We start from the raw sequence: 25,709 nt of genomic DNA on the forward strand, positions 1-25,709 counted from the left end.
GGGGAATTCCGCACCTTACGTTAACAATCTCATAGCGATGTCCCTCCCTGGACAACGCTATGAATTCTTCGGCTGTCCAAGCTTTTTTCCCTGAGTCGGCGCAGCTCCAACAGTCATCTGCAAAATCGCTGCCGCTCCTTCGAATCGCAGGCCAAGCCTGCAGGGATTCTTCGAGCGGAGACGCCAAGCGGTGATATAGAGGGCGGGCTTCATAGCCTACGCCACGCTCTGCTGCGACCAGCCACGGCGTATCCGTCCGCGAGGCTATACCCAATTCCGGCAAGGCCGTTTTGCACCTGATTCTATCTGTATCCCGCTACTGACCCTGGGGGTAGAGGGCGGGGCTTATCTGCCGCCGTACCCCCACAAGCTAGAATAGCTTGGCTTACCCTATCGTACTGACGGAAAAGGCACCTTGATCGAGCGCTACACTCTGCCAGAAATGGGCCAGATTTGGTCCACCGCCCACAAGCTCCAGACCTGGCTACAGGTAGAGCTGGCCGTCTGTGAGGCGCAGGCGGAGCTGGGGCGGATCCCTCAAGAGGTTCTGCAGGAGATCAAAGCCAAAGCTGCCTTTGACCCGGCGCGGGTTTTGGCAATCGAGGCGGAAGTCAAGCACGATGTTATTGCCTTCTTGACCAACCTCAACGAGCATGTGGGCGAGGCGGGGCGCTACATCCACCTAGGCTTGACTAGCTCCGATGTGTTGGACACAGCCTTGGCCCTGCAGCTTGTAGCCTCGGTTGAGATCTTGCAAGCTCGTCTGGCCGATCTCATCGCTGCTTTGCGTGAGCAGGCCCGCCGACACCGCTACACCCTGATGATGGGCCGCACCCATGGCGTCCATGCCGAGCCTATTACCTTTGGCTTTAAGCTGGCCGGCTGGGTAGCCGAGTGCCTGCGCCATCAAGAGCGCCTGGCACGCCTGCGGGAGGTGGTCGCCGTGGGCAAGATCTCCGGCGCCGTGGGTACCTACGCCAATGTGCCCCCCCAGGTGGAACAGTTGGCCTGCGCCCGCTTAGGCCTCAAACCGGATACTGTCTCAACGCAGGTGATCTCCCGCGATCGCCACGCTGAGTATGTGCAGACCTTGGCTTTGATTGGGTCTTCTCTGGAGCGCTTTGCCACTGAGATCCGCCACCTCCAGCGGACGGAGGTGCTGGAGGTTGAGGAGTACTTTGCCCCCGGCCAAAAGGGATCCTCCGCCATGCCCCACAAGCGCAACCCCGTCAAAGCAGAACAAATGACGGGAATTGCCCGCCTCTTGCGGGGCTATGCTGTCTCGGCCCTGGAAAACATTCCCCTTTGGCATGAGCGGGATATTTCCCATAGCTCTGTAGAGCGGGTCATCCTGCCCGATGCCTCCATCCTCTGCCACTACCTACTGGTCAACATGGCAGATCTAGTGCGCCACCTGCAGGTTTACCCTGCCAACATGGAGCGCAATCTCACCCTCTACGGTGGTGTTGTCTTTAGCCAGCAGGTGCTTTTGGCTTTGGTGGAGAAGGGCTTGAGCCGTGAGGAAGCCTACCGCCTGGTGCAGGAAAATGCCCACCGCGCCTGGAATCAGCCTGGTGGAGATTTCCACGCCAATCTGCTGGCGGATCCCAGAGTAATGGCCCACCTGAGCGAGGCGGAGCTGCAGGCTTGCTTTGACCCGCGGCGGCACCTTGCCCACCTGGACGAGATCTTTGCCCGCTTGGGCATTTGAGGATCCCCTATGGCTTGGCAGCGGCAACATGTCTTGGGGCTGGCGGACTTTACCCGCGAAGAGTATCAAATTGTTTTGCAAACCGCCGCCAGCTTTCAGGAAGTGCTGACCCGGCGGCTGCCCAAGGTGCCCACCCTGCAGGGGAAGGTGGTGGTGACGCTGTTTTTCGAGCCTTCCACCCGCACCCGCAACAGCTTTGAGCTGGCAGCCAAGCGCCTGTCAGCGGATGTGCTCAACTTTTCCCCCGGCACCTCTTCGCTAAGCAAGGGGGAAACCATTTTGGATACGGTTCGCACCTTTTTGGCCATGGGATCCGACGTGCTCATCGTCCGCCACGCCCAGGCCGGGGTGCCGCAGCAGTTGGCCGCCGAGATCAATCGCCGCGGATCCCCAGCGGGGGTGCTAAACGCGGGGGACGGCCTGCACGAACATCCCACTCAAGGTTTGCTGGATCTATTTACCCTCTGTAGCCACCTGGATCCGCAGCGACCTCGCCTCGAGGTGCTGCAGGGGGTGAAGGTGGCCATTGTCGGCGACATCCTCCACTCGCGGGTAGCCCGCTCCAACATCTACGCCCTGGTAGCTGCTGGCGCAGACGTCCACTTGGCCGGCCCGCCCACCCTGTTGCCCAAAGACTTTGCCCAGTTTGTGCCCGGCTATACTCTGCCGGTGCACTGGCAGTTGGAGCCGGCCCTAGCAGGAGCCCGCTTTGTCATCGCCCTGCGCCTGCAACGGGAGCGGATGAGTGAATTCCTCATCCCCAGCCTGCAGGAATACCACCACCTTTTCGGCCTCACCCGGCAGCGACTGCGCCTGTGCCACCCCGAGGTGAGAGTTCTCCACCCCGGCCCGGTCAACCGCGGCGTGGAACTAAGTTCTGAGGTGATGGAGGATCCCAACCTCAACCTCATCGAGCGGCAGGTTGCCCACGGCGTGGCAGTGCGCATGGCTTTGCTGTACCTGATGGGCGGCGGGCGGATTCCGGCCTAGACCTCCCCCTTTCTCCTCTGGTCGGGGAACCTGAGGAGCTGCTGGACGTCTAAGGTACCGAGGTTACTCTTCTAGCCAACTCAAGCAGCTCTTGCTTGGGCTTTTCTAGCCACATTAGACCCCACACAAGCCTATATAGGCTTAGCAGGACGGGAGCAACTTTCTACTCCGGATCCTGCTTAGCCTTTTGAGCTTTTTTCAGCTTGTTAGTGTGATTTTTTACTTCCGATCGGGGTCACATAGGTAAGTCTAAGGCAAGTCAAAAGCTTTGTGAGACGGGCTTTTTCCCAGATCCTTGGCTCCTTTGCTGCAGTCTAAGCCTGAGTAAGCCGTTAGGTAGAAAGTTAGTGCTTTATGGCAATCATCTCACTTAGAAACCTATTGCCTCTTTCTCCCGACTTAACCTAAAGTTAACTTTAAGACAATCTAATCTTAACCTTGAGGCTGTAAGGTTACAGGTGTTGATTAGCACTAGACATTTTTTATGCGATCCCTGCTCGCTGTTTCTTCTATCGCGGCTCTGGCGGTGGGAGCCCTTGCACTGGCCCCGGCCAAAGCCCAAACCGTGCAAATCTCCGGCGCAGGTGCTACCTTCGCTGCGCCGCTGCTACAGCGCTGGTTTGATGCCTACAATCGTACCGTAGATCCCAACGTGCAAATCAGCTACCAGTCTGTTGGGAGCGGTGCCGGTCTGGAGCAATACATCAACGGCACGGTGGACTTCGCTGCTTCCGAGGGGCCGATGACCGAAAAGTACAACGCCTCTCGCTACAAGAGCTTCAAAGAGAAATACGGTTACGAGCCCCTGCAACTGCCTCTGGCGGGGGGCGCCATTGAATTTGCCTACAACCTGCCCGGCATCGGTGACAAAGAGCTCGTGCTCAAGCGGGAAACCTACTGTGGCATTATTACCGGCGAAATCACCCGCTGGGACGACATTCGCATCAAGGCTCAGAACCCCAACCTGGCAAATCGGCTGCCTGCGCTCGACATCACTTGGGTGCACCGCTCTGACGGCTCTGGAACGACCTTCGTGTTCAGCAACCACCTCAACGCTGCTTGCCCCAACTGGAAGGGCGGCGTGGGAACCACGGTGGAGTGGCCGGTTGGCATCGGTGCCCAGGGCAACGAAGGGGTAGCCGCCACCATCAAGCAGGAACCAGGGGCGATTGGCTATGTGAACCAGTCCTTTGCCAAGCTGGAGAAACTGACTACTGCTCGCATAGAAAACAAAGCGGGCAAGATTGTCGAGTTTTCTCCTGAGCGGGCTACTTCTGCCCTCAATGCTCCGCTGCCCGAAAATTTTGCTCTGCTGGTGCCGGATCCCGAAGGGCCTGACGATTACCCCATCGTTGGTTTGTTCTGGGTAATGCTCTACCGCGAATATCCTGACGAGCAAAAGCTCAAGAAGCTGGTGGAAGCCATCAAGTGGACGCAGGGGCCAGAGGGCCAAGCCATCACCAAAGAATTGGACTACATCCCCATGCCCCAGCCGGTCATCCAGCGGGTCTTCGCCGAGCTGGATAAGATCAAGGTCAACCCCAACGCAAAGCGATGAATTGCTGTCCTGTTGAAAGGTGTTAGTTGAGGGCCAGTGGTCAACAAGAGGCTGTGCTCTTCCTGTTGGCTACTGGCTTGTCGCTTTGCTGATTTTTGACGGGCAAAAGTTTTGTCGGCACTGACTTTTGACGTTGTCGCAAGTCTAAGTCCAACGAGCTTTTGGTTTCAATGTTGGCCAGAACACAGACAACTGCAACACCGATGGAATGCAGCGTGAGAGAGGTTTTGCCACAATCTGCCCACAAGTAGAATTGCCATAGGGGAGATCCTATGACGTCGGCAGCTAGAGACTACGACTTATCAACGGATGTTGCTATTGAAAAGAAAATGGACATTTCCCGCGTTCTCGACGTGGGTTTTGTCCGCCTAACTTTGGTTTTGGCGGGGTTTGCCGGTGTCATTCTCATCTGGGTGATCCTGCAGACCACTGAGGCAGCCCTGCCGGCCATGCGCCAGTTTGGCTTGGACTTTCTGGTCACTAGCCGCTGGAACCCAGTGGAAAACATCTATGGGGTGTTGCCCCAGATCTACGGCAGTTTGATGACCTCTCTGGTGGCCCTGATTTTTGCCGTTCCTCTAGGCATTGGCACCGCCATCTTCTTGACGGAAGATTTTGCCCCCAAGTGGGTAACGGCGCCGATTGCCTTTGCCATTGAGCTGATCGTAGCCATTCCCAGTGTGGTGCTGGGGCTGTGGGGCATCTTTGTGCTCATCCCGGCGGTGCGGCCCATCTTCCGAGCCATCAATCAGACGCTGGGGTGGATTCCTCTCCTTGGGGGCCCTGCCCCCCGTGGCCCCAGTTTGCTGCTGGTGGCCATGGTGCTGGGGATCATGATCTCCCCCATCATCATCTCCATCACCCGCAGCACCCTTGAATCGCTGCCCCGGGGCCTCAAAGAGGGCGCTTTGGCGTTGGGAGCTACCCGCTGGGAGACGATCTTAACGGTGATGATCCCTGCCGGGCTGTCCGGCATTGTCAGCTCGATCATGCTGGCATTGGGACGGGCCTTGGGAGAGACCATGGTGGCAGCGATGATTTCTGGGAACGCCAACCGCATCAACATCTCCCTGCTGCAGCCAGGATCCACCATTACCGGCTTGATTGCCTCTCAGTTTGGCGAAGCAGGACGCCTGCAGGTGTCGGCCCTTATGTATGCCGGTGTGGTGTTGATGGTGCTGACGTTGTTGGTTAACGTCATGGCCGAGATCATCATCCGGAAGTTTCAAAACTTGGAGCAGTAACCGAGGAGCCTCGTCATCATGTCCAAGTCAGCCCAGCTTGTTCCTGAGGAGATCGACATTGGCCGTGCCGGTGTTGCCCCCCTGCGGAGATACACGGGCATTGCCTTGACGCTGCTGAGCGGACTGTTTGTGGTCGCCATCATGGCTGCCTTAGCGTGGGTGCTGTGGGATATCGGGAAGGGGGGCATCCAGAGGATAAGCTGGGATGTCCTCACCCAGACGCGCTACCCGGCTCCAGGGTTAGCAGAGGGGGGGTTTGGCCACGCTATCGTCGGCAGCGTAATGGTTCTGGCCACGGGGGCGGCTTTGAGCTTTCCCTTCGGGATCCTAGCCGCCGTTTACCTGTCGGAGTTTGGCCGCGGCAGCCACTTAGCTTCTTGGGTCAAGTTCTCCTGCAACGTGCTTACAGGCGTACCGGCCATTCTCTGCGGCCTGTTTGCCTACGCTTTGGTGGTGCGGGGATCCGGCTTCTCGGCTTTTTCGGGGGGAGTTGCTCTGGGCGTGTTGATGTTGCCCATTGTCATCCGCTCCACGGAAGAGGCGCTGCTTTTGGTGTCGCCGGATATGCGTTTGGCTTCGGTGGGCCTGGGGGCCACTCGCTTTCAGACCACAATGCGGATTGTCCTACCGGCAGCAGCTCCGGCCATTGTAACAGGCTTAATCTTGGCCTTGGCACGGGCTGCTGGCGAGGCAGCACCTCTACTTTTTACTTCCTTCAACAACAATTTCTGGTCAACTGACCTGTTTGGACCGGTGGCTACTTTGCCGGTGATGGTCTACTTCTTCTCAATTATTCCCTTCAAGGTGCAGCAGGAGATGGCCTGGGCAGGAGCCCTGGTGTTGCTGGCCATTGTTTTGGCGGCCAGCTTGCTTGCCCGCTTCCTGGTCTACAAAACCAGAAGATAGTTTAAGCCTTGTTGGACAGCAGCCAGGTGTGAATCAGCTTCTTGATGAACTTTCTGCGAGCAGGACCATGCACACTCAATCTGCTAACCCAACCCCCTATGTCTTCCGAATGGAAAACTTGAGCGTCTACTATGGCTCTAACTTGGCGGTGAAGAATGTCACCATGGACATTCCTGCCCGCCAAATTACAGCTTTTATTGGGCCTTCCGGCTGCGGCAAAAGTACCATCCTGCGCTGCTTTAACCGCACCAACGACCTGATCCCGGGGGCACGCGTCGAGGGCAAGCTCATCTACCGCGGCAAGGACCTCTACGCCAAGAATGTGGATCCAGTGGCAGTGCGGCGGCGCATTGGCATGGTGTTCCAGAAGCCCAACCCCTTTCCCAAGAGTATCTACGACAACGTCGCCTATGGCCCGCGGGTGCTGGGGATGAAGGTCGATTTGGACGAAGTAGTGGAAACCTCCCTGAAGCGGGCTGCCCTTTGGGACGAGGTCAAAGATAGGCTGAGGGAGAACGCGCAGTCGCTCTCGGGCGGGCAGCAGCAACGCCTCTGCATTGCCCGGGCCTTGGCGGTGCAGCCAGATGTCATCCTCATGGACGAGCCCTGCTCGGCCTTGGATCCCATCTCCACCTGCCGTATCGAGGAGCTGATGAAGGAGCTGAAGCAGGACTACACCATCATCATCGTCACCCACAACATGCAGCAGGCCAGCCGTGTCTCAGATATGACGGCTTTCTTTAGCGTAGAGGTGGTGGGATCCAACCGCGTGGGCGAACTGGTGGAGTTTGACCGAACCGAGGTGATCTTCAGAAACCCCGCCAAGGAGGCGACTCGAGACTACGTGGCCGGGCGCTTTGGCTAACCCCCTGACTTAGGGCAGGCCAATGGTGGGCTTGTTGGCGGCTCTCCCTTGGTAATGATGGGATCGAGGCAGATTACCCCCAGAGAGGATCCCTATGACTGTTGTGGCCCCTGAAAAGCTGCAGGGCCTGCTTGCGGAGCTGGCCGACATTGAAACCATCACCGATCCAGCGCAAGTTGCCAAGTTGTCGCTGGACTTTTACCACTACAGCCCTGTGCTGAGCCGGCAGTTGAGCGACAAGCGAGGGGATGTGGTGGTCCGCCCAGCAAATGAGCAAGAGGTCAAGCGGGTGGCAGCAGCCTGTGCCAAGTGGCGGATGCCTCTAACCGTACGGGGCGCAGGCACCGGCAACTACGGCCAGTGCATCCCCCTAGCTGGCGGCGTGATCCTGGAGATGAGCAAGCTCAATCAGGTGCTCTGGGCCAAGCCGGGTCTGGCGCGGGTGCAGGCAGGAGCTAAGCTGGCTGCAATTGACAAGCACACCCGGGAGATGGGCTGGGAGATCCGCATGGCTCCTTCCACCTACCGCACCGCCACCATCGGTGGCTTTATTGCTGGCGGCAGCGGCGGCATTGGCTCCGTGACCTACGGCCAACTGCTGGATCGGGGCAACATCTTGGGGCTGCGGGTAATCACGGTGGAGGAGGAGCCGCGGGCCCTGGAGCTGCGGGGGGACGACGTGTTCAAAGTCAGCCATGCCTGGGGCCTCACCGGGATCATCACCGAGGTGGAGATCCCGCTGGCGCCGGCTTACCCCTGGGCAGAGCTGATAGTAGCCTTCCCGCCGGAGGTGGGGTTCATGCCCTGCGCCCACTTTGGCCAGGCTCTGGCTGAGGCAGATGGGATCCTAAAGAAACTCATCAGCCTGCACGCCTGGCCGATCCCTCGCTACTTTCTCCCCTTGCAGGACTACTTGCCCCAGGGATCCGCCGTGGCCCTGTTGATGGTGGCCGAATACAGTCTGGAGCCGCTGCTGGAGCTAACCCGGGAGTATGGCGGCCAGGTGGTTTACAACAAAACGGCTCAGGAGGCCGGCAAGGGGATCTCGCTGGGGGAATTTTCCTGGAACCACACCACCTTGCACTGCCGGAGCGTGGATCCCAACTTGACCTATCTACAGTCAATCTTCCCGCCTGACCGGGAGCTAAAGGTGGTGCAGCACCTATACGAGCACTTTGGCGACGAGGTGCTGATGCACCTGGAATGGATTCGCCTCCGGGGACAGGCTACCCCGGTCGGCCTGCAAATTGTGCGCTTTACCACGGAAGAACGCCTTAACGAGATCATGCGCTATCACGAGGCGCAGGGAGTCTTCATCGCCAATCCCCACACCTTCATCATCGAAGAGGGGGGGCGCAAAGTGATGGATCCGCGCCAAGTTCGCTTTAAAGAGGAGGTGGATCCCTATGGGCTGCTCAATCCGGGCAAGATGCGCAGCTGGCGGAAATAAGCCTCTGCCTAATCTGCTTAAAAGGGAAGAAGCAGCTCCTGCGGCAACAGCAGCAGCAAGGGAGGAAGGAACAGCCAAACTGCCACCCCTAGAGATGCCAGCGCCGCCACCAACACCGCCCCAGCAGCACAGTCTTTGGCAATTTCTGCCAGCAGGTGATAGCGACTGCCTAAGGTGAGATCCACCACTGCTTCTAGGGCGGTATTCACCAGCTCGAGCGCCATCACTAGCCCACTGGTTAGGCTAATCAAGGCCATCTCTACGGCGCTCAAGTGCAGGACCAGGCCTAGGCCAAAGGCCAGCACCGTTGCCAGAAGGTGGATGCGAAAGTTGCGCTGGGTGCGAACGGCATATAGCAAGCCCTTGCCTGCGTAGTAAAAACTTTTGCCCAGGTTGGTGGCTACCCGCCAAGAAGGGGGGCGCTGACAGGGATCCACTTGGGCACCCGAGGAGGAATAAGCAGGAGCTTGCTGCCGGAAGGCTGCCAAGCGCAGGGGTGAGAGAAAACGACTAGGACTGTTGGCCATGAGCCACCTCCACCTCTTCCTGAATGGCAGCAAGCAAGTGTTGCTGTTGCTGCAGCATGCGCTGCAGGGAAAGCTCATCTGGGTGATCCCATCCCAAGAGATGCAGCAGCCCATGACTAGCCAGCCAGGCCAGTTCGTGGGAGAGGGAGTGCCCTTGGGCCTTGGCCTGGGCGCAGGCGGTAGGTACAGAAATCACAATATCCCCCAGCAGACGCACCCCTGTTAGCTTTTGCAACTCTACAGGAGTAACCATCTCCTCAGCAGCAAAGGCTAGCACGTCGGTGGGGGCGTCAATGTGACGAAAGTCACGGTTGAGCTGGCGAATGTGTTCGTCAGAAGTGAGGCAGAGGCTGAGCTCACAGGGATCCGTCACCCCCAGCTGGCGCAGCCAGGCCTCAAACCAGCGGCGCCAAGTGGCCTCCTCAACCGGGGTGGGGACCTTTTGCTCCAGGTACAGATCTAGGAACCCCTTCATACACCCTGCCCCCTCTTCTACCGGCTTGTTAACCGGGTTTGGGAGCCACCTTTCTCTGGGCAACAAGCTGCTCTAGCGTTTGCCGCAGCTGATTTTCCCACTTTTGCCGCTCCTCGTCTAGCCCCTCTCCTGCAAACAGCTCCGCCGGGAACAGATCCCCTCCAACGCCGACAGCCCAGGCCCCTGCCTGCAAATACTCAGCAGCATTGGCCAGGGTAACTCCTCCAGTGGGGATCAAGGGCAGGGATCCCAGCACGGGCTGGAGGTGGCGTAGGTAGCGAGGTCCGCCTACGCTTTCTGCTGGAAACAGCTTTACCGCCGCTGTTCCTGCCTGCCACGCTCTCCAGATCTCGCTGGGGGTGAGAGCACCCGCAACAATGGGCAGCCCCACTTCCTGCCCCCAGCGAATGAGGCTCTCGTCAGTGAAAGGGCAGACACAGAACTGGGCTCCCGCCCGCCAAGCCTCCTCCGCCATCTGTTGATTGAAGACGGTGCCTACTCCTACCCAACAGTGGGGGTGCTCTTGTCGCAGGTGGCCAATGAGCTGCAAATACTGAGGAACTGGCGTGGTAATTTCAATGTGGCGGATTCCAGCTCGGATGGCCAGAGTGGCTCCCGCTAGGGCTTGGGCAGAGCTGGCCAAGAGACGAATTACCGCAATCAATGGCTGCTGCCACAGCTCGAGTAGCCAGGGGTGTCGTGGCTCAGAACCCTCGAAGACCATTTTTGCAGTTGCCCAGCTTAGCTTCAGTTTCCACCATTTTTGTTATTGGGGTCAGCCGGGTGAGAAGAGGGCTACTGCATTGCCAGTGTTTTATGCTTGGGTCTCCACCAGCCGCCATTGGTATCTTTAGGGGCGGTAGCGGCTGAGAGTGTGAGGAGTGATGACACGCAGCCTAAAGGCATGGGCAATCCTGGGGTTGCTGGCCCTCCTGCTGTTAGGAGGAGTAGGAAGAGTTGCCCCGTCGCAGGCGCAGAATGTCCACCAACTGCAACAGCGGCAGCAGCAGATCCAGCAGCAAATCCGGCGCAACCAGCGCCGCCTTGGGGAGCTGCGCCAAGCCGAAGAAGAAGCCCGTCGCCGCATGGGATCCCTGCGGCAAAACCTTCGGCAGACCGAAGTTAGCCTACAGGATAACCAATACCGCCTGGAGCAAGCCCAGAAAGCGCTGGAGCAAGCGCAGCAGGAGCTCCAAGAGCTGGAAGACCGCTTGAGGCGGCAGCAACGGGGGACGGCTGCCCGCCTACGCTACCTGCAGCGGCAGGGGGCCGAACACTGGTGGGCTTTGTTACTCACTAGCCGGGACCTCAACGAGTTTTTCGACCGCCGCCACCAACTGCAACTGTTGATCGAGGCGGATCGACAGTTAATCCAAGAGCTGCAGGCGATGGCCAAGGAGGTGGAGCAACAGCGCATTGCCTTGGAGGCCCAGCGCAACGAGATCTCTCTAATCTTGCAAGAGCTGGCCGCCCAGAAAAACCAACTGCAGCAGCAGGCGGCGGCCCAAGAGCAGCTGATGAGTCGCTTGGCCAAGGAGCGCGCCGCCTATGAAGCAGCCCAACGGCGGCTGGAAGCCGATTCCCAACAGCTTACCCGTCTCATCCAGTACCTGCTTGCTCAACAGGCCCGCCAGCGAAGGGGTAGGGATCCCTTTCAGGGGAGAGGCCGGCTGCTCCCCCCAGTGCACGGGCCAATTACCAGCGGCTTTGGCTGGCGGGTTCACCCCATCTATGGCAGCCGCCGCTTCCACACAGGGATTGACTTTGGGGTGCCCATCGGCACGCCCGTGAGAGCGGCAGAACGGGGCACTGTTCTCTACGCCGGCTGGTATGGCGGCTACGGCTACACGGTCATCATCAACCACGGCGGCGGCATTACTACCCTCTACGCCCACAACAGCCGCATCACGGTGGGGGTAGGCCAGGAGATCCAGCGCGGGCAAGTCGTTGCTGCTTCCGGCTCCACTGGCCTCTCCACCGGGCCTCATGTTCACTTTGAAGTGCGGGTCAACGGTCAGCCGGTCGATCCCCGCCGTTATCTATAGAGCAACACCTCTGCCGGCAGTGGCTGCAGAGATCCCTCCTGCAGGAGCCAGCGCACATCGGCAATAGCAGCCAGTTCCTCCGGGTCGTGGGAAACCACCAGCACTGTCCAACTAGATTTCAGGCGCGCCAACAGCTCAATCAACTGCTGTCGCACTGACCAATCTAGCCCTGCTGTCGGCTCATCCAGCAGGAGCAAGAAGGGGCCACGAATGAGCTGCACTGCTAAGGCCAGGCGCCGCTGTTGCCCACCACTAAGGCAGTTGGGGGAGCTATGCAAAGGGATCCCTTCCAGTCCCACTTGTTTGAGGACGTTCTCGACTTCCTTGGGGGTCAGCTCCGGGTGGCCAAAGCGCATTTCCTCTAGCACCGTCAGGCCACAAAAGTGCCGCTCCGGAAACTGAAACACTAGCCCTGCTAGGCTGCGCAGCTGCTGAGGAGAGAGCTCTGTTTCTCCCCAGGCAATCCGCCCGCGCGTGGGCCGCGCCAATCCGGCCAAAATTTCCAGCAGGGTGCTCTTCCCGGCCCCGCTTTTGCCCACAATCAGCCCCAGTTGGTTGAGGCCCAGCTCAAAGGAGAGATCGCGGAGAATTGGCTGGGGAAGAGCTGCCGGGTGATAGAAAAGGTGCTGGACCTGCAACATGGGCGCCTGAGCTGGGAAAGCTGTCCTCATTTTGGCACCGGAAAGCGGCCAAGAACAGCTAGAGCCACTCTTCTAGGCGCCCCAGCTGATCCCGGAAACCCTCGGTGAGTTCGCGGTACCATTCCCGCAGCTCCAATTGATCCACGGCCCGCCGCAGCACCTCTTGGGAGCGCTCAATGGGGCGCAGGGCTGCTGGCGGGATCCCTTCTTGGACAGCCCACTGTTCAAACAGAGCCAGCTCCGTTTGCAGGTAGAGGATGAGATTGGCCACATCCTGCGGGTGGGGGTAGCGGGTGGCATCTGGCATAGGGGATTGAACCAGAGGAACTAGCTCTATTTTGGCCGAGAATCTACCCCCCTGCCTGCGGGGGAGAGCCTTGCCAATCCTTGCCCACTTCTGTACGCTGAACCAGAGAACGCGGATAATGCAAAGGGAAATGCTTCCTGCTGCCACTCCATGAACCAAAAGCTTTTGTTTGTGTGCTTGGGCAACATCTGCCGATCCCCTGCCGCCGAAGGGATCACCAATTACCTCTTACGCAGCAGCGGCTACGAGGGAGCTATTATCTGTGATTCAGCAGGGACAGCTGCCTACCACATTGGCAGTCCCCCAGATCGCCGTATGCGCCAGGTTGCCCAGCGCTATGGAGTGGAGCTGCACGGCCAAGCCCGGCAAATTCATCCTTTGGATCTGCGGGAGTTTGACCTAATCCTGGCCATGGATCGGCAAAATTATCGCGACATCCTCAGACTTGATCCTCAAGGAAAGTATGCTGAAAAAGTGCGCCTAATTTGTAGCTACTGCCGCTTCCATACGGACGAGGAAGTTCCGGATCCCTACTACGGAGGTGAGACTGGCTTCCATTACGTCATCGAGTTGCTTTGGGATGCCTGCAGTGGCTTACTGGAGTCCTTAATCCCTGGGATCCAATGCCCGCCCTTGCCAACCCAACCTTCTCAGCCTTCTACATCCGGAAGTTGACTTGAAAAGTTGAGGAGCTGGTCGCATCCCCCCCTGGCGTATAGGCAGGCTTGCTCGGTGAGCTCTAGAATAATTAGCCACTGCCTCGGAAGTAGCCCCTAGCAGGAAACTCATCCTGGGATCCCTTTCCACAACTAGAAGTGTACCGTCTGTGATGGTGGAGCTATGGCCTTTTCCACAGCAACTCTAGGTTACCCTCGAATTGGGAAAAATCGTGAACTGAAAAAGGCACTTGAGTCCTTTTGGAGTCAGAAATCTGATGAAACGAGTATCCAGAAAACCCTACAACAGGTGATGCTCGACAATTGGCAGACACAGAAAGATGCAGGTATTGATTACATTGGTATTGGGGACACTTCCCTCTATGACCTAGTTCTGGACTGGAGTGTATTTTTGGGATTGATCCCCAAGCGATTTCGTCACTTGTCGGGGCTTGATCAATACTTTGCAATGGCCCGAGGGAAAGAGGGTATCCCGGCTCTAGAAATGACCAAGTGGTTTGATACTAACTACCATTACCTAGTGCCAGAAATTGATGAGGATACCCAACCCGAAGCCAATTTTTCCAGCTTCCTAGCAGTAGTCAACCAAGCGCAAAGCATCCTAGGACAGAGAGCTGTTCCCATCATTCTTAGCCCCGTCACCTTACTTTGCCTCAGTCGCCTTAAGGGGAGCTTGCAAGAACATTTGCAGCGCTTGCTGCCCTTGTATGCTGAATTGCTAAGGCAACTGGCTGCAGGTGGCATTACTGAAGTGCAGTTCCACGAACCAATTCTGGTTACAACCCAAGCAGAAGCCCTGCAAGAAGCAGTTACAACCACGTACACTCAACTGACCACTATAGGGATTCCGATTCATTTGGTGACCTATTTTGACGACTTGGGAAAAACCTATCCTTGGGTCGTGGAATTGCCAGTAGCAGGCATTGGCCTGGATTTTACGCGGGGGAATAACTTAGAACTTCTGCAAACCTATGGGTTTCCTCGTAATAAGCAACTGGGGGTGGGGTTGGTAGATGGTCGCAATATTTGGAAAATTCGCCCCCAACGTGTGCTTTCTATCCTAGAGAACATTCAAAAGGTTACTACCAATTTGCGAATTCAGCCCTCTGCATCCTTGCAATTTGTACCCTATGATGCCCGACGAGAAACCCACTTGCCCACTCCCCTGCTCCAAGTGCTGAGTTTTGCAGAACAGAAGTTAGAGGAAGTTGTCCTTTTGGCCCAGGGAGGTTCAGCAGCCCAGGAGCAACTGGCCACTATCGAGGCGCAGTGGCGGGAATTTGCTGAGTTTAGTCCCCAAAATCCAACTGTCCGGGAGCGAGTTCGTCAGGCAACCGCCCAAAGTCTGGAACGGGCGTTGCCTTACGACCAACGCCGCCCTCTGCAACCTCAACTGCCCCTTTTGCCTACCACCACTATTGGCTCCTTTCCCCAAACTGCTGAGATACGTCAACTGCGGGTCAAGCGCAAACGGGGTGAGATTACTCAGGCGGAGTACGAAGCAGCCATTGATGCGGAAATTGCTCGCTGTATCCGTTGGCAGGAGGAAGCGGGGCTAGACGTTTTGGTGCATGGGGAATTTGAACGCACCGATATGGTGGAGTTTTTTGCACAACAGCTGGAAGGCTTTGCCTTCACAGAACACGGCTGGGTGCAGAGCTATGGTAGCCGCTGCGTGCGTCCACCCATTATCTATGGTGACGTGGCGCGCCGTCAGCCCATGACTGTGCGAGAGTTTCGCGTGGCTCAATCCCTTACCTCGAAGATTGTCAAAGGAATGTTAACAGGGCCCGTAACCCTATTGAACTGGTCTTTTGCACGCGATGATCTCCCCAGACGGGATCAGGCAATCCAGATTGCTTTGGCGCTGCGGGATGAGGTGGCCGACCTAGAGGCTGCGGGCGCTAGGATAGTGCAAATTGATGAACCGGCACTGCGGGAGGGATTGCCCTTAAAGCGAGAGCGTTGGGATGAATACCTCTCTTGGGCAGTGGATGCTTTTCGCCTAGCTGCAGGTGTTGCCAGGCCTGAAACCCAAATTCATACTCACATGTGTTACTCAGAGTTTGGCGACATCATGCCCCACATTCAGCGCTTGGATGCGGATGTGCTTTCCATTGAAAATAGCCGCAGTAACAACGAAACCCTCCGGCAAATTGCCGAGGCAGGCTACCGGCATCAAGTGGGAAATGGAGTGTATGACGTTCACAGCCCCGTGGTACCCACTGTAGAGCAGATAGTTCAACAGCTGAAAAAGGCTATAGAGCTTCTGCCGCTGCAGCAGATTTGGGTAAATCCTGACTGTGGACTGAAGACTCGCCGCTGGGAGGAGGTTATCCCTGCTTTGAAAAACATGGTGGCAGCAGCGAAAATGCTCCGAGAAGAAATTCAGGGAGCTTCTACACCCTCCTCAGCTCAGTAAAGCTGGCCTGCTACTATCCTTGGTTGTTCTCTAAAAGAGAGGGGGCGGTGATGGCAAGCCAAAAAACTTTGCTCACACCACACACCGCCTCTTTTCTTCGCTTAGCAAGGGCTGCTTTCGAGGGATAGGTAGATCCTACGCTACTGCATTTCCAGTTGGGCATTCTGGCTTTTGCTGGTACTTGCTAGCTTTACCCTTCACGGAGGCTACCACTTGAGCAGGTTGAACCTCTCCATATCAATGGTAGCGCGATTGCGATAGATCCCTAACACAATAGCCAAGCCTACAGCGGCCTCGGCAGCCGCCACAGTAATGACAAACACTGAGAAGACTTGGCCGCGGATCATAGCCGAGTCCAAAAAATTCGAGAAGGCCATAAAGTTTAAGTTGACAGCATTGAGCATCAGCTCAATTGACATCAGCACCCGAATGGCGTTGCGGCTAACAACTAATCCGTAAATGCCAATACAAAAGAGGACTGCTGCTACCACTAGAAAAAACTGCAGTTGCAACATTGCCAAAGGCTCCAATGGATAGAGAGGTACGAGGAAAGCACTAGGTGGATGGCCGAAAGCAGGCCGCTTTAACGGGTGCTCACCAGTTCTGTCTGGCGTTCCAACTCGGATTCAAGCTGGGGCCGGGCCCGCTCCAGCAAGCTAAGATCCCCCTCTTTGGCTTGGGGGGCGACAAACTCTCGACGCGCTAGTACAATGGCTCCAATCAGGGCCATCAGTAGCAGAACAGAAGCCAGCTCGAACGGCAACAGGTAATCGCTAAAGAAATGCCCGCCGATCACCATAGCACTACTCATGGGCTGGATCGGCTGCAACTGCCAGGGGGTATTCAGGGCCATTGCTGTTAGGAGGGCAAACAGACCCAAACACACTACTGCTGTTACTCCATCGCGCAGCCAGCCTAGCTTTAGAGGGGCAAAGGTGTAGCGGCGGTTCACCAGCATGATGGCAAACAGGATCAGTACGTTGACAGCGCCGACGTAGATCAACACTTGAGCGGCAGCCACAAAATCGGCGTTCAAGAGGAGATACAGCCCAGCAATGCTCAGGAAAACGCCCCCCAAGAGAAAACCAGAATAGACAATGTTAGGGGCCCAAATCACCCCCAAGGCAAAGCCGACGGCCATTGCCGAGAGCACCCCAAAGGTAACCAGCTGTACGCCTTCTGCAAGAGTCATGGGCTTTTATCCTCACCAGTTGTTATTGTCACTCCCTTACCACTGTACTGTCCTAACGGATCTAAGAGAAGGCCGGCTCTCCTTTTAGATCGATAGAGAAATCTCTAGGGTTAGGGGGCATTCACTACCTTTTACCAACTGCCACCTGCTCCGTCGCCGTCACTGCTGCCGCCCCCGAAATCGCTATCAGAGCTATCAGAGGTACTCCCAGAATCCCTCTCGGAGTCACTGTCCCTAAGTGGCGGGATCACCACTGTTCTCTCGCTACGGTACTGGCAAATCGGGCAGGTTAGGATCTCCAACTTCAAACCGCTGGAGGAATAGGTTGCTTCCTGGAGAATCTGGGTAGTGAGGTCAAGGGTAAGGGCTTGACAGCTAGGGCAGTAAAGGTGACGGTAGGCTATTCCCTCGCGAACAACCAGGGCAACTCCCCGACAGGCGGGGCAAAACCAGCCGTAGTAGCGGGCTCTGCGCCGGCTTTTGGCCAGGCGATGCGCTGGGGGAAGTTGCTTATCCAGAACTTGCGGCTGGATGGGGCGTAGGGGCCGACCGCAGCTTTGACACACCACTGGCTGAAACGGGATCCCACGCTTCGAGCCCAAGATGCCGTCGGTGGTCACAACTGCCAGGAAGGGCAGCACCAGTACCAGCCAGTTGCCGCTGACCGACATCAGGAAGAGACCAAGGCAGAGGGAACCGGGATAGAGAAGCCGGCGAATGGGGGCGCTCTGGAGCGAAGAGAAGGCAGCCGTTGTCCCCTGCTCTCGGCGTGTTAGCGATAGGACTTTCCCTCCTCCCCGCTCGGCCTTGAGATAGACCGGCAGGCGGGAGCGCCGCCACCCCAGCCCTAGGAGCAGGATCCCCAGCAGCAGTAGGCTCCCTTCCAGCAAGCCTTGAGCAACGGCCAAGGCTTCCCTTCCACCCGATCGAGGAACAGCTGCAGGGGAAAGCGCAGAGGAAGCTTGAACCTCGGCAACTGGCTGCCCCTGCAGCACTGCAGTTAACTGCCGTACTCCTGCCAAGGTGCCGCCCTCGAAATCCCTATTGCGAAATTTGGGTAGAATGTGCTGGTCGATAATCTGCTGAACGCGGCTGTCAGGAAGGAGGGTGGCCAAACCTCTGCCAGTCTCAATTTCCACCCGCCGATCCCCCACCGAGATGAGAAACAACACGCCGTTGTTGCGACCGGCCTTGCCAATGCCCCAGTAGTTAAATAGCTGCGTGGTGAACGCTTTCGGCGTGGCATATCCCTGAGTATTGGGTACCGTCACCACCGCCATCTCGGCAGTGGTACGCTGCTCAAGCTGGGTAAGGAGACGGTTGAGCTCGTTTTCAGTGCTGCTGCTGAGGATGTTGGCGGTGTCGGAAACCCATCCTCCATACTGGCGGCGGGGGTTGGGCACTTGTTGGAGGGCAATGGCCCAAGCAGGCTGCGGGATCCACAGCGATACACTGAGCAAGACTGCCGCCCAAACTTTTGGCATGGCTCACCTGGCTGAGCGCTGCCTTGGTTTTAGCACAGGCCCCTCAGCTGGAGATTCCTCCTCCCTTGCAACGTTGTCTACCGTCTCCGCTGCGGGGAAGCCCTATCCCTCAGGGTCAGCTTTGCCCGGTTATCCCCGCGGGATCCTCCAAATGGAGCGGCTCTGGCCAGGCCTCCTCTTGCCACTCCACCCCAAAGCACTCCTGCGCTGCCTGGAGAAAATGGGCAACCAAAGCAGGGATCCCCGGCGCTGTGGGGCAAAGGTCGTACAGGCCAATCACCTGCGAGCCGGGCAGATAGCGCTCCCACAGCTCGAGATTGGGCCGCAGCAAGAGGGATCCCTGTTGCAGGATCCCCCAAGGTTGCCACAGTTGGGCATTGCCCATGAGCTTTTTGCCTCCCCAGCTGAGATCGGCGCGGGTACGGGCAGCAAAGCAACTGGTTTTGTTGCGGTAGCCCGAATCTGGGGTTGGGCGGTTCTGGGCATGGGTTCGGTTGTGAGCGAGGATTGGATCCACCTCAACGCCCAGTTCTGCCAGCCCCTTTACCCAAAAGCGGCAGCAGAAGTCGTACACGCAGGCCCGCTGCAAACGGGGCAGCCGAGCTTGGAGGTAAGACAGGGGCAGCACTAGGCTGTAGGTGAGCTCTGCTCCATCTTCAGCCGCCTGGTGTAAGACCGCTCTTCCGCCAGTGGGGCGGCGCACCACCGGGATCCCTGGCGCTGGATCCGGCCAGGCCTGGTGCCGTCCCAGCGAGAGGGTAAGCCGATCCCAGCCGTAAAAGCGCAAACAGAGCCTGCGATCCTGGCGCAGCCGCTGCAAAAGCCAGGTATCTTGCTCCATTTGCCAGGTGCCGGGGGCTACGCAATAGGGTAGCCAGTAGCCTGGGGATCCCATCCTGATCGCGCCGCAGCTCAAGCTTTGGGAAACTCAGCCTGGAGCTGCTCATCGTACTCATCGGCCAAGCTGGCCACAAGGGTGATGGCGCGCGAGATCTCGCCGGCGCTGATCCCTTCCAGAGTGCGGTGGTGGTTGAGGACCACTTGGTTGTTCCAGATGCAAAAGCGCGCTTCCAGCGTTTCACTCCAGTTTTTCTCCAGGAGTTTCTGCATTAGCTTGGCCGGCTCCGCCACCGGCAGCGAGAGAACGGGAGACCACACCAAGAGGGTATCTTCGGGGGATTCGCCGCTTAGGTGGACAAACACTTCCACGCTGCCATAGGTGAATTTCCAGGTGTGCCCCTGCTCGTGGTTCTCGTAGGCGGCATCTTCTTTGAGGCTGGAAACCACTGCCGAGACCACTTCCACGTAGCGGGGTGGCTCTTCCACCAAACCTGGAAAAACCTCTGGGGAAAGCTCAATGAGCGGCTCGCTGGCGGCCATGGCCTTCTTTCCTACTCCCTGTCCAACCACCTTAACTATACCCCCTACGCGTCTAGCTGGCTGGTCTCTTTCCTGGCCGGATCCGGCTTGGGCCAGAATGGAGCTGCTTCGGGTTAAATGTCTCCAGGGCACCTAGTTTGGTGGAAGAAAGAACTGAGGGAAGCCTCATGGCAACTGCATCCAGCCCATCCCAGAAAGCTATCGGTATTGTGGGAGCCCTGCCAGAGGAAGTGGCCATGCTCACCCAGGCAATGGAGACTTATGCCGTCCATACCCACCTGGGGCGGCAATTCCATCAGGGATCCCTGGCTGGGCAGCCAGTGGTGGTGGTACAGGGGGGGGTGGGCAAGGTGCGGGCGGCAACCACGGCAGCTCTGCTGGTGGCCCATTTTCCCTTGCAGGGCATCATCTTTACCGGCGTGGCCGGCGCCTTGGCCGATCATCTCCATCTAGGGGATGTGGTCCTGGCCCATGCCGCTATCGAGCACGATTTCGGCACCGGACGCCCAGAGGGCTTTGTCTTGGGGATCGACTTCATCCCCGAGTTGCGCCATCCCCTCGCTGAGGCCGATAGCGCCCTCTACGACCTCCTCATGAAGCAGGTGGAGCGGATCCCTCTCCACCCCCTGCAAGGACGCTACCCGGCTATCCATCAAGGCCTGGTGGCCACCGGCGACGTCTTTGTGGCCGACGCCCAGCTCCGCCACCAAATTCGCGAGCGCACGGGGGCGCTGGTGGTGGAGATGGAAGGGGCAGCCGTGGTGCGGGTGGCCCAGGAGGCTGGGATCCCTTGCCTGCTGGTGCGCTCGGTTAGCGATGTAGGGAGCGATACCGATTTCCTCAGTTTCTTTCAGACAGTAGCCCTCAACTCGGCGGCCGTGGTCCACAGTCTTCTCCAGAGCTTGCCTCCCCCCTCTTCGTAGAAGAAAAACTGCGGCCCCTGTCCAAGGACAGGGGCTCTTTCCTAGTTAGGAATCTAAGTCGGAGCGAAAGGATTTGAACCTTCGACCCCCACTACCCCAAAGTGGTGCGCTACCAAGCTGCGCTACGCCCCGACGCACCTGTACCAGAGACGTGCTCTGGAGGTGCTCTACTAAACTAGCACTAGAAGCTGGCTCCTGGCAAGAGCCCCAAGCCAGCTGCCAAATCCCGCAAAGGACGTGCTAGCTTAGTTAGGCTGTCAAAACCCCACACGCCTGAACCATCGGGTGCCCTCAACTGGGATCTGTTCAGGCGGAGGCTAACCCGTAGGAGAGAACTGAACCATGAGCGTCGTCACTTTGCCTCAACTGTTGGAGGCGGGGGTTCACTTCGGTCACAAGGCCAGCAGCTGGAACCCCAAGATGCGGCCCTACATTTTTGCCGAGCGCAACGGCATCCACATCATTGACTTGGTGCAGACAGCCCGCTACCTCAATGAAGCCTATGAATACGTGCGGGAGGGTGCCGAAAAGGGCTGGCGCTTCCTCTTTGTTGGCACCAAGCGCCAAGCTGCTGGGATCATTGCCCAGGAAGCCACCCGCTGTGGCAGCTACTACGTTAACCAGCGCTGGCTGGGGGGCATGCTTACAAACTGGGCCACGATTAGAACCCGCATTGATCGCCTCAAGGAAATCGAAGAGATGGAAAGCAGCGGTCTGCTGGACCGCCTGCCCAAACAAGAAGCAGCCCGCCTAAGGCGTGAGTTGGCCAAGCTAGAGAAGTACCTAGGCGGCATCAAAACCATGCGCCGACTGCCGGATGCCGTGATCATCGTGGATCAGCGGCGCGAAGCCAACGCTGTCCGAGAATGCATCAAGCTCAAGATCCCCATCATCTCCCTCCTAGATACCAACTGTGATCCTGATCTCAGCGACGTTTTCATCCCCGCCAATGACGATGCCATTCGAGCCATTAAGCTGATTGTAGGCAAGCTGGCCGATGCCATCTATGAAGGTCGACACGGGCAACTCGACACGGTCGAAGAGGAAGAGTACGACTACGAGGGGGCTATGGATCTAGAAGAAGAGGACACTTTGGAAGATATGGAAGAGGAAGGAGATCCCGAGGCGGGCGAGTAGCCCTCCATTCCAAGGCAGGGAGGATTTCCCTGCCTATTCTCTGTCCAAAGATCTCAGCTTAAAATTTTCCCAGGGAACGGCCGCAAGCTCCGTACCCCCGAAGTGGGGGGAAGAAAAGCCCTGAGGCGACTTTAGTCGCTCCCATGGTAGGCTACAGGAGCGGATACCAGCGGTTCAGGGTCCTGGTAATGCCCACTTGGGCGCGGAACACTTTTAGGGGCTGCCTTGGTAACCCAGGCGGGGAATGGACGGTTGGCTTGCCGACAGCACCCCCAGCTTGGCCCAGAGTCAGGTGATATCTTTACCATATCCTTAGTTTGTTGAGGAACCCTCATGAGCGATGCCAAGACTAATGTCAAAATTGATCCCCAACTAGTCAAACAACTGCGCGAAGAAACAGGCGCAGGCATGATGGACTGCAAAAAAGCCCTGGAAGAGGCCGGCGGCGACAGGGAGAAAGCTATTGTTTTGCTGCGGCAGAAAGGCTTAGCAGGGGCAGCCAAGAAGGCCAGTCGCATCACTGCAGAAGGAGTTGTTGATAGCTACATCCACTTCGGCAACCGAATCGGGGTTTTGGTAGAGGTCAACTGCGAGACAGACTTTGTAGCCCGCAACGAAGAGTTTAGAAAGCTGGTTCAGGACATTGCCAAGCAGATTGCCGCCTGCCAAAACGTGGAATACATCAGCATTGACCAGATCCCTCCTGAAGTGGTGGAGCGAGAGAGGGCCATCGAGATGGGCAAGGAGGATCTGGCTAGCAAGCCCGAGCATGTGCGGGAGAAAATTGTTCAAGGTCGCGTTGAAAAGCGTCTGAAAGAGCTGTCTCTGATGGATCAGCCCTTTATCAAAGATCCATCAATTACCGTAGAGGAATTGGTAAAGCAACACATTGCCAAGCTGGGAGAAAACATCCGGGTGCGGCGGTTTGCTCGCTTTGTCCTGGGGGAAGGGATTGAGAAAGAAAAAGTGGATTTTGCCGCTGAAGTGGCTGCTCAGGCCGGTCTCAAGCCAGCGGAGCCACCGCAAGCGGCAGAAGCAGCAACTGCTCCTCCCGCAGAACCTGCGGCTGACCAAGTTGCGGTGGAGGCTGCTGGGAATGAGCCTGTTGCCGAGGGCAAGCCGGCCAAAAAAGGCTCTAGCAAGAAGAAGAAATAGGGGACTTCGTGACGAAAGGAAAGTCAGCAGAAGTGTGGAGGAGCGCCTTGACAACGCCTTTGCGAGCTCCTTTGTGGGCTGCGTAAGAAGTCGGGGGAGTGGCAAGCTAGGGTAACAGGCAACCATTTCGGATCTTGGGCATGGGCTTTATCCTGCGCAATGCGGTGATCCCTACCGCCGGCGGCTACAAGACTACAGATGTCCGCATTGAAGGGGAGCGAATTGCTGCCATCGGCAAAGGGCTGGCCTCAGTAGGCCCAGATGGCGTAGAGCTCGATGCCCACAACAAGCTTTTGTTGCCTGGCTTTGTTAATGCCCACACCCACTCTTCCGAGCTGTGGCAGCGCGGGATCATCCCGCCCTACCCGCTAGAACTGTGGCTGGCGCAACTGCACGAGTACTCGCCGCCGGATCCAGAAAAGATCTACCTCAGCGCGCTGGCGACGGCGGTCGAGACCCTGCTCAGCGGCGGCACGACCGTAGTGGATCATCTTATCCTCATCCCTGGCCAGGAGCTGGCCACCCTCGAGGCAGCCGTGCGGGCCTACCGAGAGGTCGGGATCCGCGCCTTCATTGGTCCGCTGCTTCAGGATCAGGCGCTTCCTGCTTGCCTGCCAGGCGGAGAAGGGGAGGCACCAGCCTATCCCCTCTCTACAGCAGAAGTGCTGGCCCTGGTGGAAGAGGCGGTTGAGAAGTACCACCGCCCAGAGGAGGGCATTAGCCTGATGGTGGCCCCCACCGGCATTCAGCTCTGTTCTGACAAGCTGTTTGAGGGCTGTGCGGAGTTGAGCCAAAAGTATGATCTCCCTCGCCATGCCCACCTGCTGGAAACCCGCGCTCAGCAGATGCTGGCCCAGGAAAAGTACGGTTGCAGCGCAGTCAAGCACTTGCAGCAGATCGGCTACCTGGACAGCCGGACTTCCCTTGCCCACTGTGTCTGGCTCACCGATGCGGATATCGAGATCCTGGCCCGCACCGGCTCTACGGTTGTCCACAACCCCTTGAGCAACCTGCGCTTAGGCAGCGGTATCGCCCCCATCCTCAAGTATCGCCGAGCAGGGGTGAATGTGGCCTTTGGCTGCGATGGGGCTGCCAGTAACGATTCCCAGGATCTCCTGGAGGCCATTAAAATCGGCACCATCCTGCACAACATCACAGATCCCGACTACCGCCACTGGATTGCTCCCCGTGAGAGTATTGAAATGGCCTCCCGCGGCGGGGCCATTGGCCTAGGGCTGGGAGAGGAGCTGGGATCCCTGGAAGTGGGCAAGCAGGCGGACCTCGTGCTTTATGATCTCACCCAACTGTCCCTGCTACCCCGCACGGATCCCATTGGGCTGCTGGTACTGGGCCGGCCCACCCAGGTAGTACACAGCGTCTGGGTCAGAGGAAAGCGGGTGGTGGCCGACGGCAAAGTAACAACGGTGGATGTAGCCAAGCTGCGGCAGGAGCTGTTCGAGCACAGCTTTTGGGATCCCTGGCGCCGCTCACAGCAGGTGGCCCAACTGGAGGCCCGCTACCGCCGCGTGATGGGTCTGCCAGAATAGGGATGTCGGGGATCGCTCGAGAATCAGAGATGGACTCGGCCAGAGTCACTGCCCAGCTAAAGCAGCAGGCTCTGGGGCTGGGCTTTGACAAAGTTGGCATTGCCAGCATAGAAAACCCCCCGGACTTACGGGGTCTGTCAGCCTGGTTAGCTGCAGGCATGGCCGCCGACATGGCCTGGATGGCTGACCCGCGACGAATGGATCCAAAGCGGGTGCTGCCGGGGGTGCGCTCCCTGGTCTGTGTGGCCCTAAACTACTACACCCCCACCTGCCATAGTCAGGATCCCAGCAAAGGCAAGATTTCCCGCTACGCTTGGGGGCGGGATTATCACCGCGTGCTGGGGCGGCGACTCAAACAGCTCCACCTCTGGATGCAAGCGCAATTCCCGGATTACCAGGGCCGATTCTACGTAGACACCGGCCCAATAGCAGAAAAGCCCTGGGCCATGCAGGCGGGCTTGGGTTGGATTGGCAAAAATAGTCTCTTGCTCACCCGTGAGTATGGCTCCTGGGTGTTTCTAGGGGTCATCCTGACCACCCTTAAGCTCGTTCCTGACCAACCTCACACGAGCCACTGCGGCACCTGCACCCGCTGTCTGGAAGCCTGCCCCACCCAGGCCATTGTTAGTCCAGGCGTGGTCGATTCCCGCCGCTGCATTGCTTACCACACCCTAGAGAGCCACGCCGAGCGGATCCCTGCTGAGATTGCCCAGAACCTGCAGAACTGGGTGGCCGGCTGCGACATTTGCCAAGAGGTCTGTCCTTGGAACCAACGCTTTGCCCGGCTCAGTCCCCTTCCCGATTTTCAGCCCTACCCCTGGAACATCGCCCCCGACCTCGAGGAGCTGGCTCGCATTGACGACGAGGAGTTCGACCGCCGCTTTCCCGCCTCCGCCCTGCGCCGGCTCAAGGCCAACCGACTGCGCCGCAATGCCCAAGCTGCCCTCCAAGGCCATGAGGCCAGCTAGCCTACCCCTCTTGTTGGCCTCCCGCCTGCCCCAGCGCTGCCTGGACCTGTTCCCAACCTCACTTACACTGCAGCCTTTCCCCGGAAACTGGGGGGTGGGGATAAG

At 58.0% G+C, this 25,709-nt stretch carries 25 protein-coding genes and 1 tRNA gene; 15 read left to right on the forward strand and 11 right to left on the reverse strand.

From position 1 onward, the window contains the following. Window positions 1-415: 415 nt before the first annotated feature. The 7 genes from purB to NW830_RS10000 all read left to right on the forward strand — a co-directional run bounded on the left by purB (window position 416) and on the right by NW830_RS10000 (window position 8,724). Window positions 416-1,711: an adenylosuccinate lyase gene (gene purB, locus NW830_RS09970; protein ID WP_414362536.1), complete on the forward strand. Its 1,296-nt coding sequence runs from the start codon at window positions 416-418 to the stop codon at window positions 1,709-1,711. A gap of 9 nt (window positions 1,712-1,720) precedes the next feature. Then, window positions 1,721-2,701 carry an aspartate carbamoyltransferase catalytic subunit gene (locus NW830_RS09975; protein ID WP_414362537.1) on the forward strand — a complete coding sequence of 327 codons (981 nt, stop codon included), beginning with the start codon at window positions 1,721-1,723 and terminating at the stop codon, window positions 2,699-2,701. 484 nt (window positions 2,702-3,185) lie between these two features. Further along, window positions 3,186-4,259 carry a phosphate ABC transporter substrate-binding protein PstS gene (gene pstS, locus NW830_RS09980; protein WP_414362538.1) on the forward strand — a complete coding sequence of 358 codons (1,074 nt, stop codon included), beginning with the start codon at window positions 3,186-3,188 and terminating at the stop codon, window positions 4,257-4,259. A 272-nt stretch (window positions 4,260-4,531) separates the two neighbouring features. Next, complete coding sequence (gene pstC / locus NW830_RS09985) at window positions 4,532-5,503, forward strand: phosphate ABC transporter permease subunit PstC (RefSeq protein WP_414362539.1); 972 nt, start codon at window positions 4,532-4,534, stop codon at window positions 5,501-5,503. An 18-nt stretch (window positions 5,504-5,521) separates the two neighbouring features. Next, window positions 5,522-6,409 carry a phosphate ABC transporter permease PstA gene (pstA, locus tag NW830_RS09990; protein WP_414362540.1) on the forward strand — a complete coding sequence of 296 codons (888 nt, stop codon included), beginning with the start codon at window positions 5,522-5,524 and terminating at the stop codon, window positions 6,407-6,409. Window positions 6,410-6,476: 67 nt separating this feature from the next. After that, the gene (gene pstB / locus NW830_RS09995; protein ID WP_414362541.1) at window positions 6,477-7,274 is read left to right on the forward strand and encodes a phosphate ABC transporter ATP-binding protein PstB; all 798 of its coding nucleotides are present in this window, start codon (window positions 6,477-6,479) and stop codon (window positions 7,272-7,274) included. Between the two features lie 94 nt (window positions 7,275-7,368). Beyond that, window positions 7,369-8,724: an FAD-binding oxidoreductase gene (locus tag NW830_RS10000; RefSeq protein ID WP_414362542.1), complete on the forward strand. Its 1,356-nt coding sequence runs from the start codon at window positions 7,369-7,371 to the stop codon at window positions 8,722-8,724. A gap of 17 nt (window positions 8,725-8,741) precedes the next feature. Here NW830_RS10000 and NW830_RS10005 read toward each other — a convergent pair whose 3' ends face one another. The 3 genes from NW830_RS10005 to eda are packed head-to-tail and all read right to left on the reverse strand — an operon-like array spanning window position 8,742 to window position 10,450. Further along, the gene (locus NW830_RS10005) at window positions 8,742-9,251 is read right to left on the reverse strand and encodes a diacylglycerol kinase family protein (protein WP_414362543.1); all 510 of its coding nucleotides are present in this window, start codon (window positions 9,249-9,251) and stop codon (window positions 8,742-8,744) included. After that, complete coding sequence (gene ybeY, locus NW830_RS10010) at window positions 9,235-9,726, reverse strand: rRNA maturation RNase YbeY (protein WP_414362544.1); 492 nt, start codon at window positions 9,724-9,726, stop codon at window positions 9,235-9,237. Before ybeY ends, NW830_RS10005 begins: the two co-directional genes overlap by 17 nt. A gap of 28 nt (window positions 9,727-9,754) precedes the next feature. Continuing rightward, window positions 9,755-10,450, reverse strand: coding sequence for a bifunctional 4-hydroxy-2-oxoglutarate aldolase/2-dehydro-3-deoxy-phosphogluconate aldolase (eda, locus tag NW830_RS10015; RefSeq protein WP_414362545.1), 696 nt, complete (start codon window positions 10,448-10,450; stop codon window positions 9,755-9,757). Between the two features lie 160 nt (window positions 10,451-10,610). On the opposite strand from eda, the gene NW830_RS10020 reads away from it, so the two are divergent. Further along, window positions 10,611-11,771, forward strand: a complete 1,161-nt coding sequence (locus NW830_RS10020; RefSeq protein ID WP_414362546.1) for a murein hydrolase activator EnvC family protein — start codon at window positions 10,611-10,613, stop codon at window positions 11,769-11,771. Here NW830_RS10020 and NW830_RS10025 read toward each other — a convergent pair. Continuing rightward, window positions 11,762-12,412, reverse strand: a complete 651-nt coding sequence (locus NW830_RS10025; protein WP_414362547.1) for an ABC transporter ATP-binding protein — start codon at window positions 12,410-12,412, stop codon at window positions 11,762-11,764. The genes NW830_RS10020 and NW830_RS10025 overlap by 10 nt on opposite strands. Before the next feature lie 58 nt (window positions 12,413-12,470). Then, window positions 12,471-12,719: a hypothetical protein gene (locus tag NW830_RS10030; protein WP_414362548.1), complete on the reverse strand. Its 249-nt coding sequence runs from the start codon at window positions 12,717-12,719 to the stop codon at window positions 12,471-12,473. Window positions 12,720-12,869: 150 nt separating this feature from the next. Between NW830_RS10030 and NW830_RS10035 the strand changes: the two genes are divergently transcribed. Both NW830_RS10035 and metE read left to right on the forward strand, forming a co-directional pair. After that, window positions 12,870-13,394, forward strand: a complete 525-nt coding sequence (locus NW830_RS10035) for a low molecular weight protein-tyrosine-phosphatase (protein ID WP_414362549.1) — start codon at window positions 12,870-12,872, stop codon at window positions 13,392-13,394. A gap of 165 nt (window positions 13,395-13,559) precedes the next feature. Then, window positions 13,560-15,818 carry a 5-methyltetrahydropteroyltriglutamate--homocysteine S-methyltransferase gene (metE, locus tag NW830_RS10040; protein ID WP_414362550.1) on the forward strand — a complete coding sequence of 753 codons (2,259 nt, stop codon included), beginning with the start codon at window positions 13,560-13,562 and terminating at the stop codon, window positions 15,816-15,818. 206 nt (window positions 15,819-16,024) lie between these two features. Here the strand turns inward: metE and nuoK are convergent, their stop codons facing one another. The 5 genes from nuoK to NW830_RS10065 all read right to left on the reverse strand — a co-directional run bounded on the left by nuoK (window position 16,025) and on the right by NW830_RS10065 (window position 19,874). Continuing rightward, the gene (gene nuoK, locus NW830_RS10045; protein WP_414362551.1) at window positions 16,025-16,333 is read right to left on the reverse strand and encodes an NADH-quinone oxidoreductase subunit NuoK; all 309 of its coding nucleotides are present in this window, start codon (window positions 16,331-16,333) and stop codon (window positions 16,025-16,027) included. 68 nt (window positions 16,334-16,401) lie between these two features. Next, the gene (locus tag NW830_RS10050) at window positions 16,402-17,010 is read right to left on the reverse strand and encodes an NADH-quinone oxidoreductase subunit J (protein WP_414362552.1); all 609 of its coding nucleotides are present in this window, start codon (window positions 17,008-17,010) and stop codon (window positions 16,402-16,404) included. A gap of 131 nt (window positions 17,011-17,141) precedes the next feature. Then, the gene (locus NW830_RS10055) at window positions 17,142-18,494 is read right to left on the reverse strand and encodes a TPM domain-containing protein (protein ID WP_414362553.1); all 1,353 of its coding nucleotides are present in this window, start codon (window positions 18,492-18,494) and stop codon (window positions 17,142-17,144) included. 115 nt (window positions 18,495-18,609) lie between these two features. Then, complete coding sequence (locus NW830_RS10060) at window positions 18,610-19,389, reverse strand: lipoyl protein ligase domain-containing protein (RefSeq protein WP_414362554.1); 780 nt, start codon at window positions 19,387-19,389, stop codon at window positions 18,610-18,612. 17 nt (window positions 19,390-19,406) lie between these two features. Continuing rightward, on the reverse strand, window positions 19,407-19,874 hold the full coding sequence (locus NW830_RS10065) for a YbjN domain-containing protein (protein ID WP_414362555.1): 468 nt from the start codon (window positions 19,872-19,874) through the stop codon (window positions 19,407-19,409). Between the two features lie 167 nt (window positions 19,875-20,041). Here NW830_RS10065 and NW830_RS10070 point away from each other — a divergent pair, with 167 nt between their 5' ends. Then, window positions 20,042-20,797, forward strand: coding sequence for a 5'-methylthioadenosine/adenosylhomocysteine nucleosidase (locus NW830_RS10070; protein ID WP_414362556.1), 756 nt, complete (start codon window positions 20,042-20,044; stop codon window positions 20,795-20,797). 58 nt (window positions 20,798-20,855) lie between these two features. Here the strand turns inward: NW830_RS10070 and NW830_RS10075 are convergent. Beyond that, window positions 20,856-20,929, reverse strand: a tRNA-Pro gene (locus NW830_RS10075). 210 nt (window positions 20,930-21,139) lie between these two features. On the opposite strand from NW830_RS10075, the gene rpsB reads away from it, so the two are divergent. The 4 genes from rpsB (at window position 21,140) to queG (ending at window position 25,604) form a co-directional block, all read left to right on the forward strand. After that, entirely contained in the window at window positions 21,140-21,934 is a 795-nt protein-coding gene (gene rpsB, locus NW830_RS10080) for a 30S ribosomal protein S2 (RefSeq protein ID WP_414362557.1), read from the forward strand. Window positions 21,935-22,267: 333 nt separating this feature from the next. Further along, the gene (tsf, locus tag NW830_RS10085; protein WP_414362558.1) at window positions 22,268-23,089 is read left to right on the forward strand and encodes a translation elongation factor Ts; all 822 of its coding nucleotides are present in this window, start codon (window positions 22,268-22,270) and stop codon (window positions 23,087-23,089) included. A gap of 140 nt (window positions 23,090-23,229) precedes the next feature. Further along, complete coding sequence (locus NW830_RS10090) at window positions 23,230-24,636, forward strand: amidohydrolase (RefSeq protein WP_414362559.1); 1,407 nt, start codon at window positions 23,230-23,232, stop codon at window positions 24,634-24,636. A gap of 29 nt (window positions 24,637-24,665) precedes the next feature. Beyond that, window positions 24,666-25,604 carry a tRNA epoxyqueuosine(34) reductase QueG gene (gene queG / locus NW830_RS10095; RefSeq protein WP_414362560.1) on the forward strand — a complete coding sequence of 313 codons (939 nt, stop codon included), beginning with the start codon at window positions 24,666-24,668 and terminating at the stop codon, window positions 25,602-25,604. The last annotated feature ends 105 nt before the right edge of the window (window positions 25,605-25,709 follow it).

Origin of the sequence: Synechococcus sp. OH30 (genome assembly GCF_047462175.1) — a bacterium.
In the GTDB taxonomy this organism is placed as follows: Bacteria; Cyanobacteriota; Cyanobacteriia; order Thermostichales; family Thermostichaceae; genus Thermostichus.

Excerpts from the sequence above, each read along its gene's own strand:
- NW830_RS09975 (WP_414362537.1), top strand. The coding sequence starts at position 1,721 with ATGGCTTGGCAGCGGCAACATGTCTTGGGGCTGGCGGACTTTACCCGC.
- pstS (WP_414362538.1), top strand. The coding sequence starts at position 3,186 with ATGCGATCCCTGCTCGCTGTTTCTTCTATCGCGGCTCTGGCGGTGGGA.
- pstC (WP_414362539.1), top strand. The coding sequence starts at position 4,532 with ATGACGTCGGCAGCTAGAGACTACGACTTATCAACGGATGTTGCTATT.
- pstA (WP_414362540.1), top strand. The coding sequence starts at position 5,522 with ATGTCCAAGTCAGCCCAGCTTGTTCCTGAGGAGATCGACATTGGCCGT.
- pstB (WP_414362541.1), top strand. The coding sequence starts at position 6,477 with ATGCACACTCAATCTGCTAACCCAACCCCCTATGTCTTCCGAATGGAA.
- NW830_RS10000 (WP_414362542.1), top strand. The coding sequence starts at position 7,369 with ATGACTGTTGTGGCCCCTGAAAAGCTGCAGGGCCTGCTTGCGGAGCTG.
- NW830_RS10005 (WP_414362543.1), bottom strand. The coding sequence starts at position 9,251 with ATGGCCAACAGTCCTAGTCGTTTTCTCTCACCCCTGCGCTTGGCAGCC.
- ybeY (WP_414362544.1), bottom strand. The coding sequence starts at position 9,726 with ATGAAGGGGTTCCTAGATCTGTACCTGGAGCAAAAGGTCCCCACCCCG.
- eda (WP_414362545.1), bottom strand. The coding sequence starts at position 10,450 with ATGGTCTTCGAGGGTTCTGAGCCACGACACCCCTGGCTACTCGAGCTG.
- NW830_RS10020 (WP_414362546.1), top strand. The coding sequence starts at position 10,611 with ATGACACGCAGCCTAAAGGCATGGGCAATCCTGGGGTTGCTGGCCCTC.
- NW830_RS10025 (WP_414362547.1), bottom strand. The coding sequence starts at position 12,412 with ATGTTGCAGGTCCAGCACCTTTTCTATCACCCGGCAGCTCTTCCCCAG.
- NW830_RS10030 (WP_414362548.1), bottom strand. The coding sequence starts at position 12,719 with ATGCCAGATGCCACCCGCTACCCCCACCCGCAGGATGTGGCCAATCTC.
- NW830_RS10035 (WP_414362549.1), top strand. The coding sequence starts at position 12,870 with ATGAACCAAAAGCTTTTGTTTGTGTGCTTGGGCAACATCTGCCGATCC.
- metE (WP_414362550.1), top strand. The coding sequence starts at position 13,560 with ATGGCCTTTTCCACAGCAACTCTAGGTTACCCTCGAATTGGGAAAAAT.
- nuoK (WP_414362551.1), bottom strand. The coding sequence starts at position 16,333 with ATGTTGCAACTGCAGTTTTTTCTAGTGGTAGCAGCAGTCCTCTTTTGT.
- NW830_RS10050 (WP_414362552.1), bottom strand. The coding sequence starts at position 17,010 with ATGACTCTTGCAGAAGGCGTACAGCTGGTTACCTTTGGGGTGCTCTCG.
- NW830_RS10055 (WP_414362553.1), bottom strand. The coding sequence starts at position 18,494 with ATGCCAAAAGTTTGGGCGGCAGTCTTGCTCAGTGTATCGCTGTGGATC.
- NW830_RS10060 (WP_414362554.1), bottom strand. The coding sequence starts at position 19,389 with ATGGGATCCCCAGGCTACTGGCTACCCTATTGCGTAGCCCCCGGCACC.
- NW830_RS10065 (WP_414362555.1), bottom strand. The coding sequence starts at position 19,874 with ATGGCCGCCAGCGAGCCGCTCATTGAGCTTTCCCCAGAGGTTTTTCCA.
- NW830_RS10070 (WP_414362556.1), top strand. The coding sequence starts at position 20,042 with ATGGCAACTGCATCCAGCCCATCCCAGAAAGCTATCGGTATTGTGGGA.
- rpsB (WP_414362557.1), top strand. The coding sequence starts at position 21,140 with ATGAGCGTCGTCACTTTGCCTCAACTGTTGGAGGCGGGGGTTCACTTC.
- tsf (WP_414362558.1), top strand. The coding sequence starts at position 22,268 with ATGAGCGATGCCAAGACTAATGTCAAAATTGATCCCCAACTAGTCAAA.
- NW830_RS10090 (WP_414362559.1), top strand. The coding sequence starts at position 23,230 with ATGGGCTTTATCCTGCGCAATGCGGTGATCCCTACCGCCGGCGGCTAC.
- queG (WP_414362560.1), top strand. The coding sequence starts at position 24,666 with ATGGACTCGGCCAGAGTCACTGCCCAGCTAAAGCAGCAGGCTCTGGGG.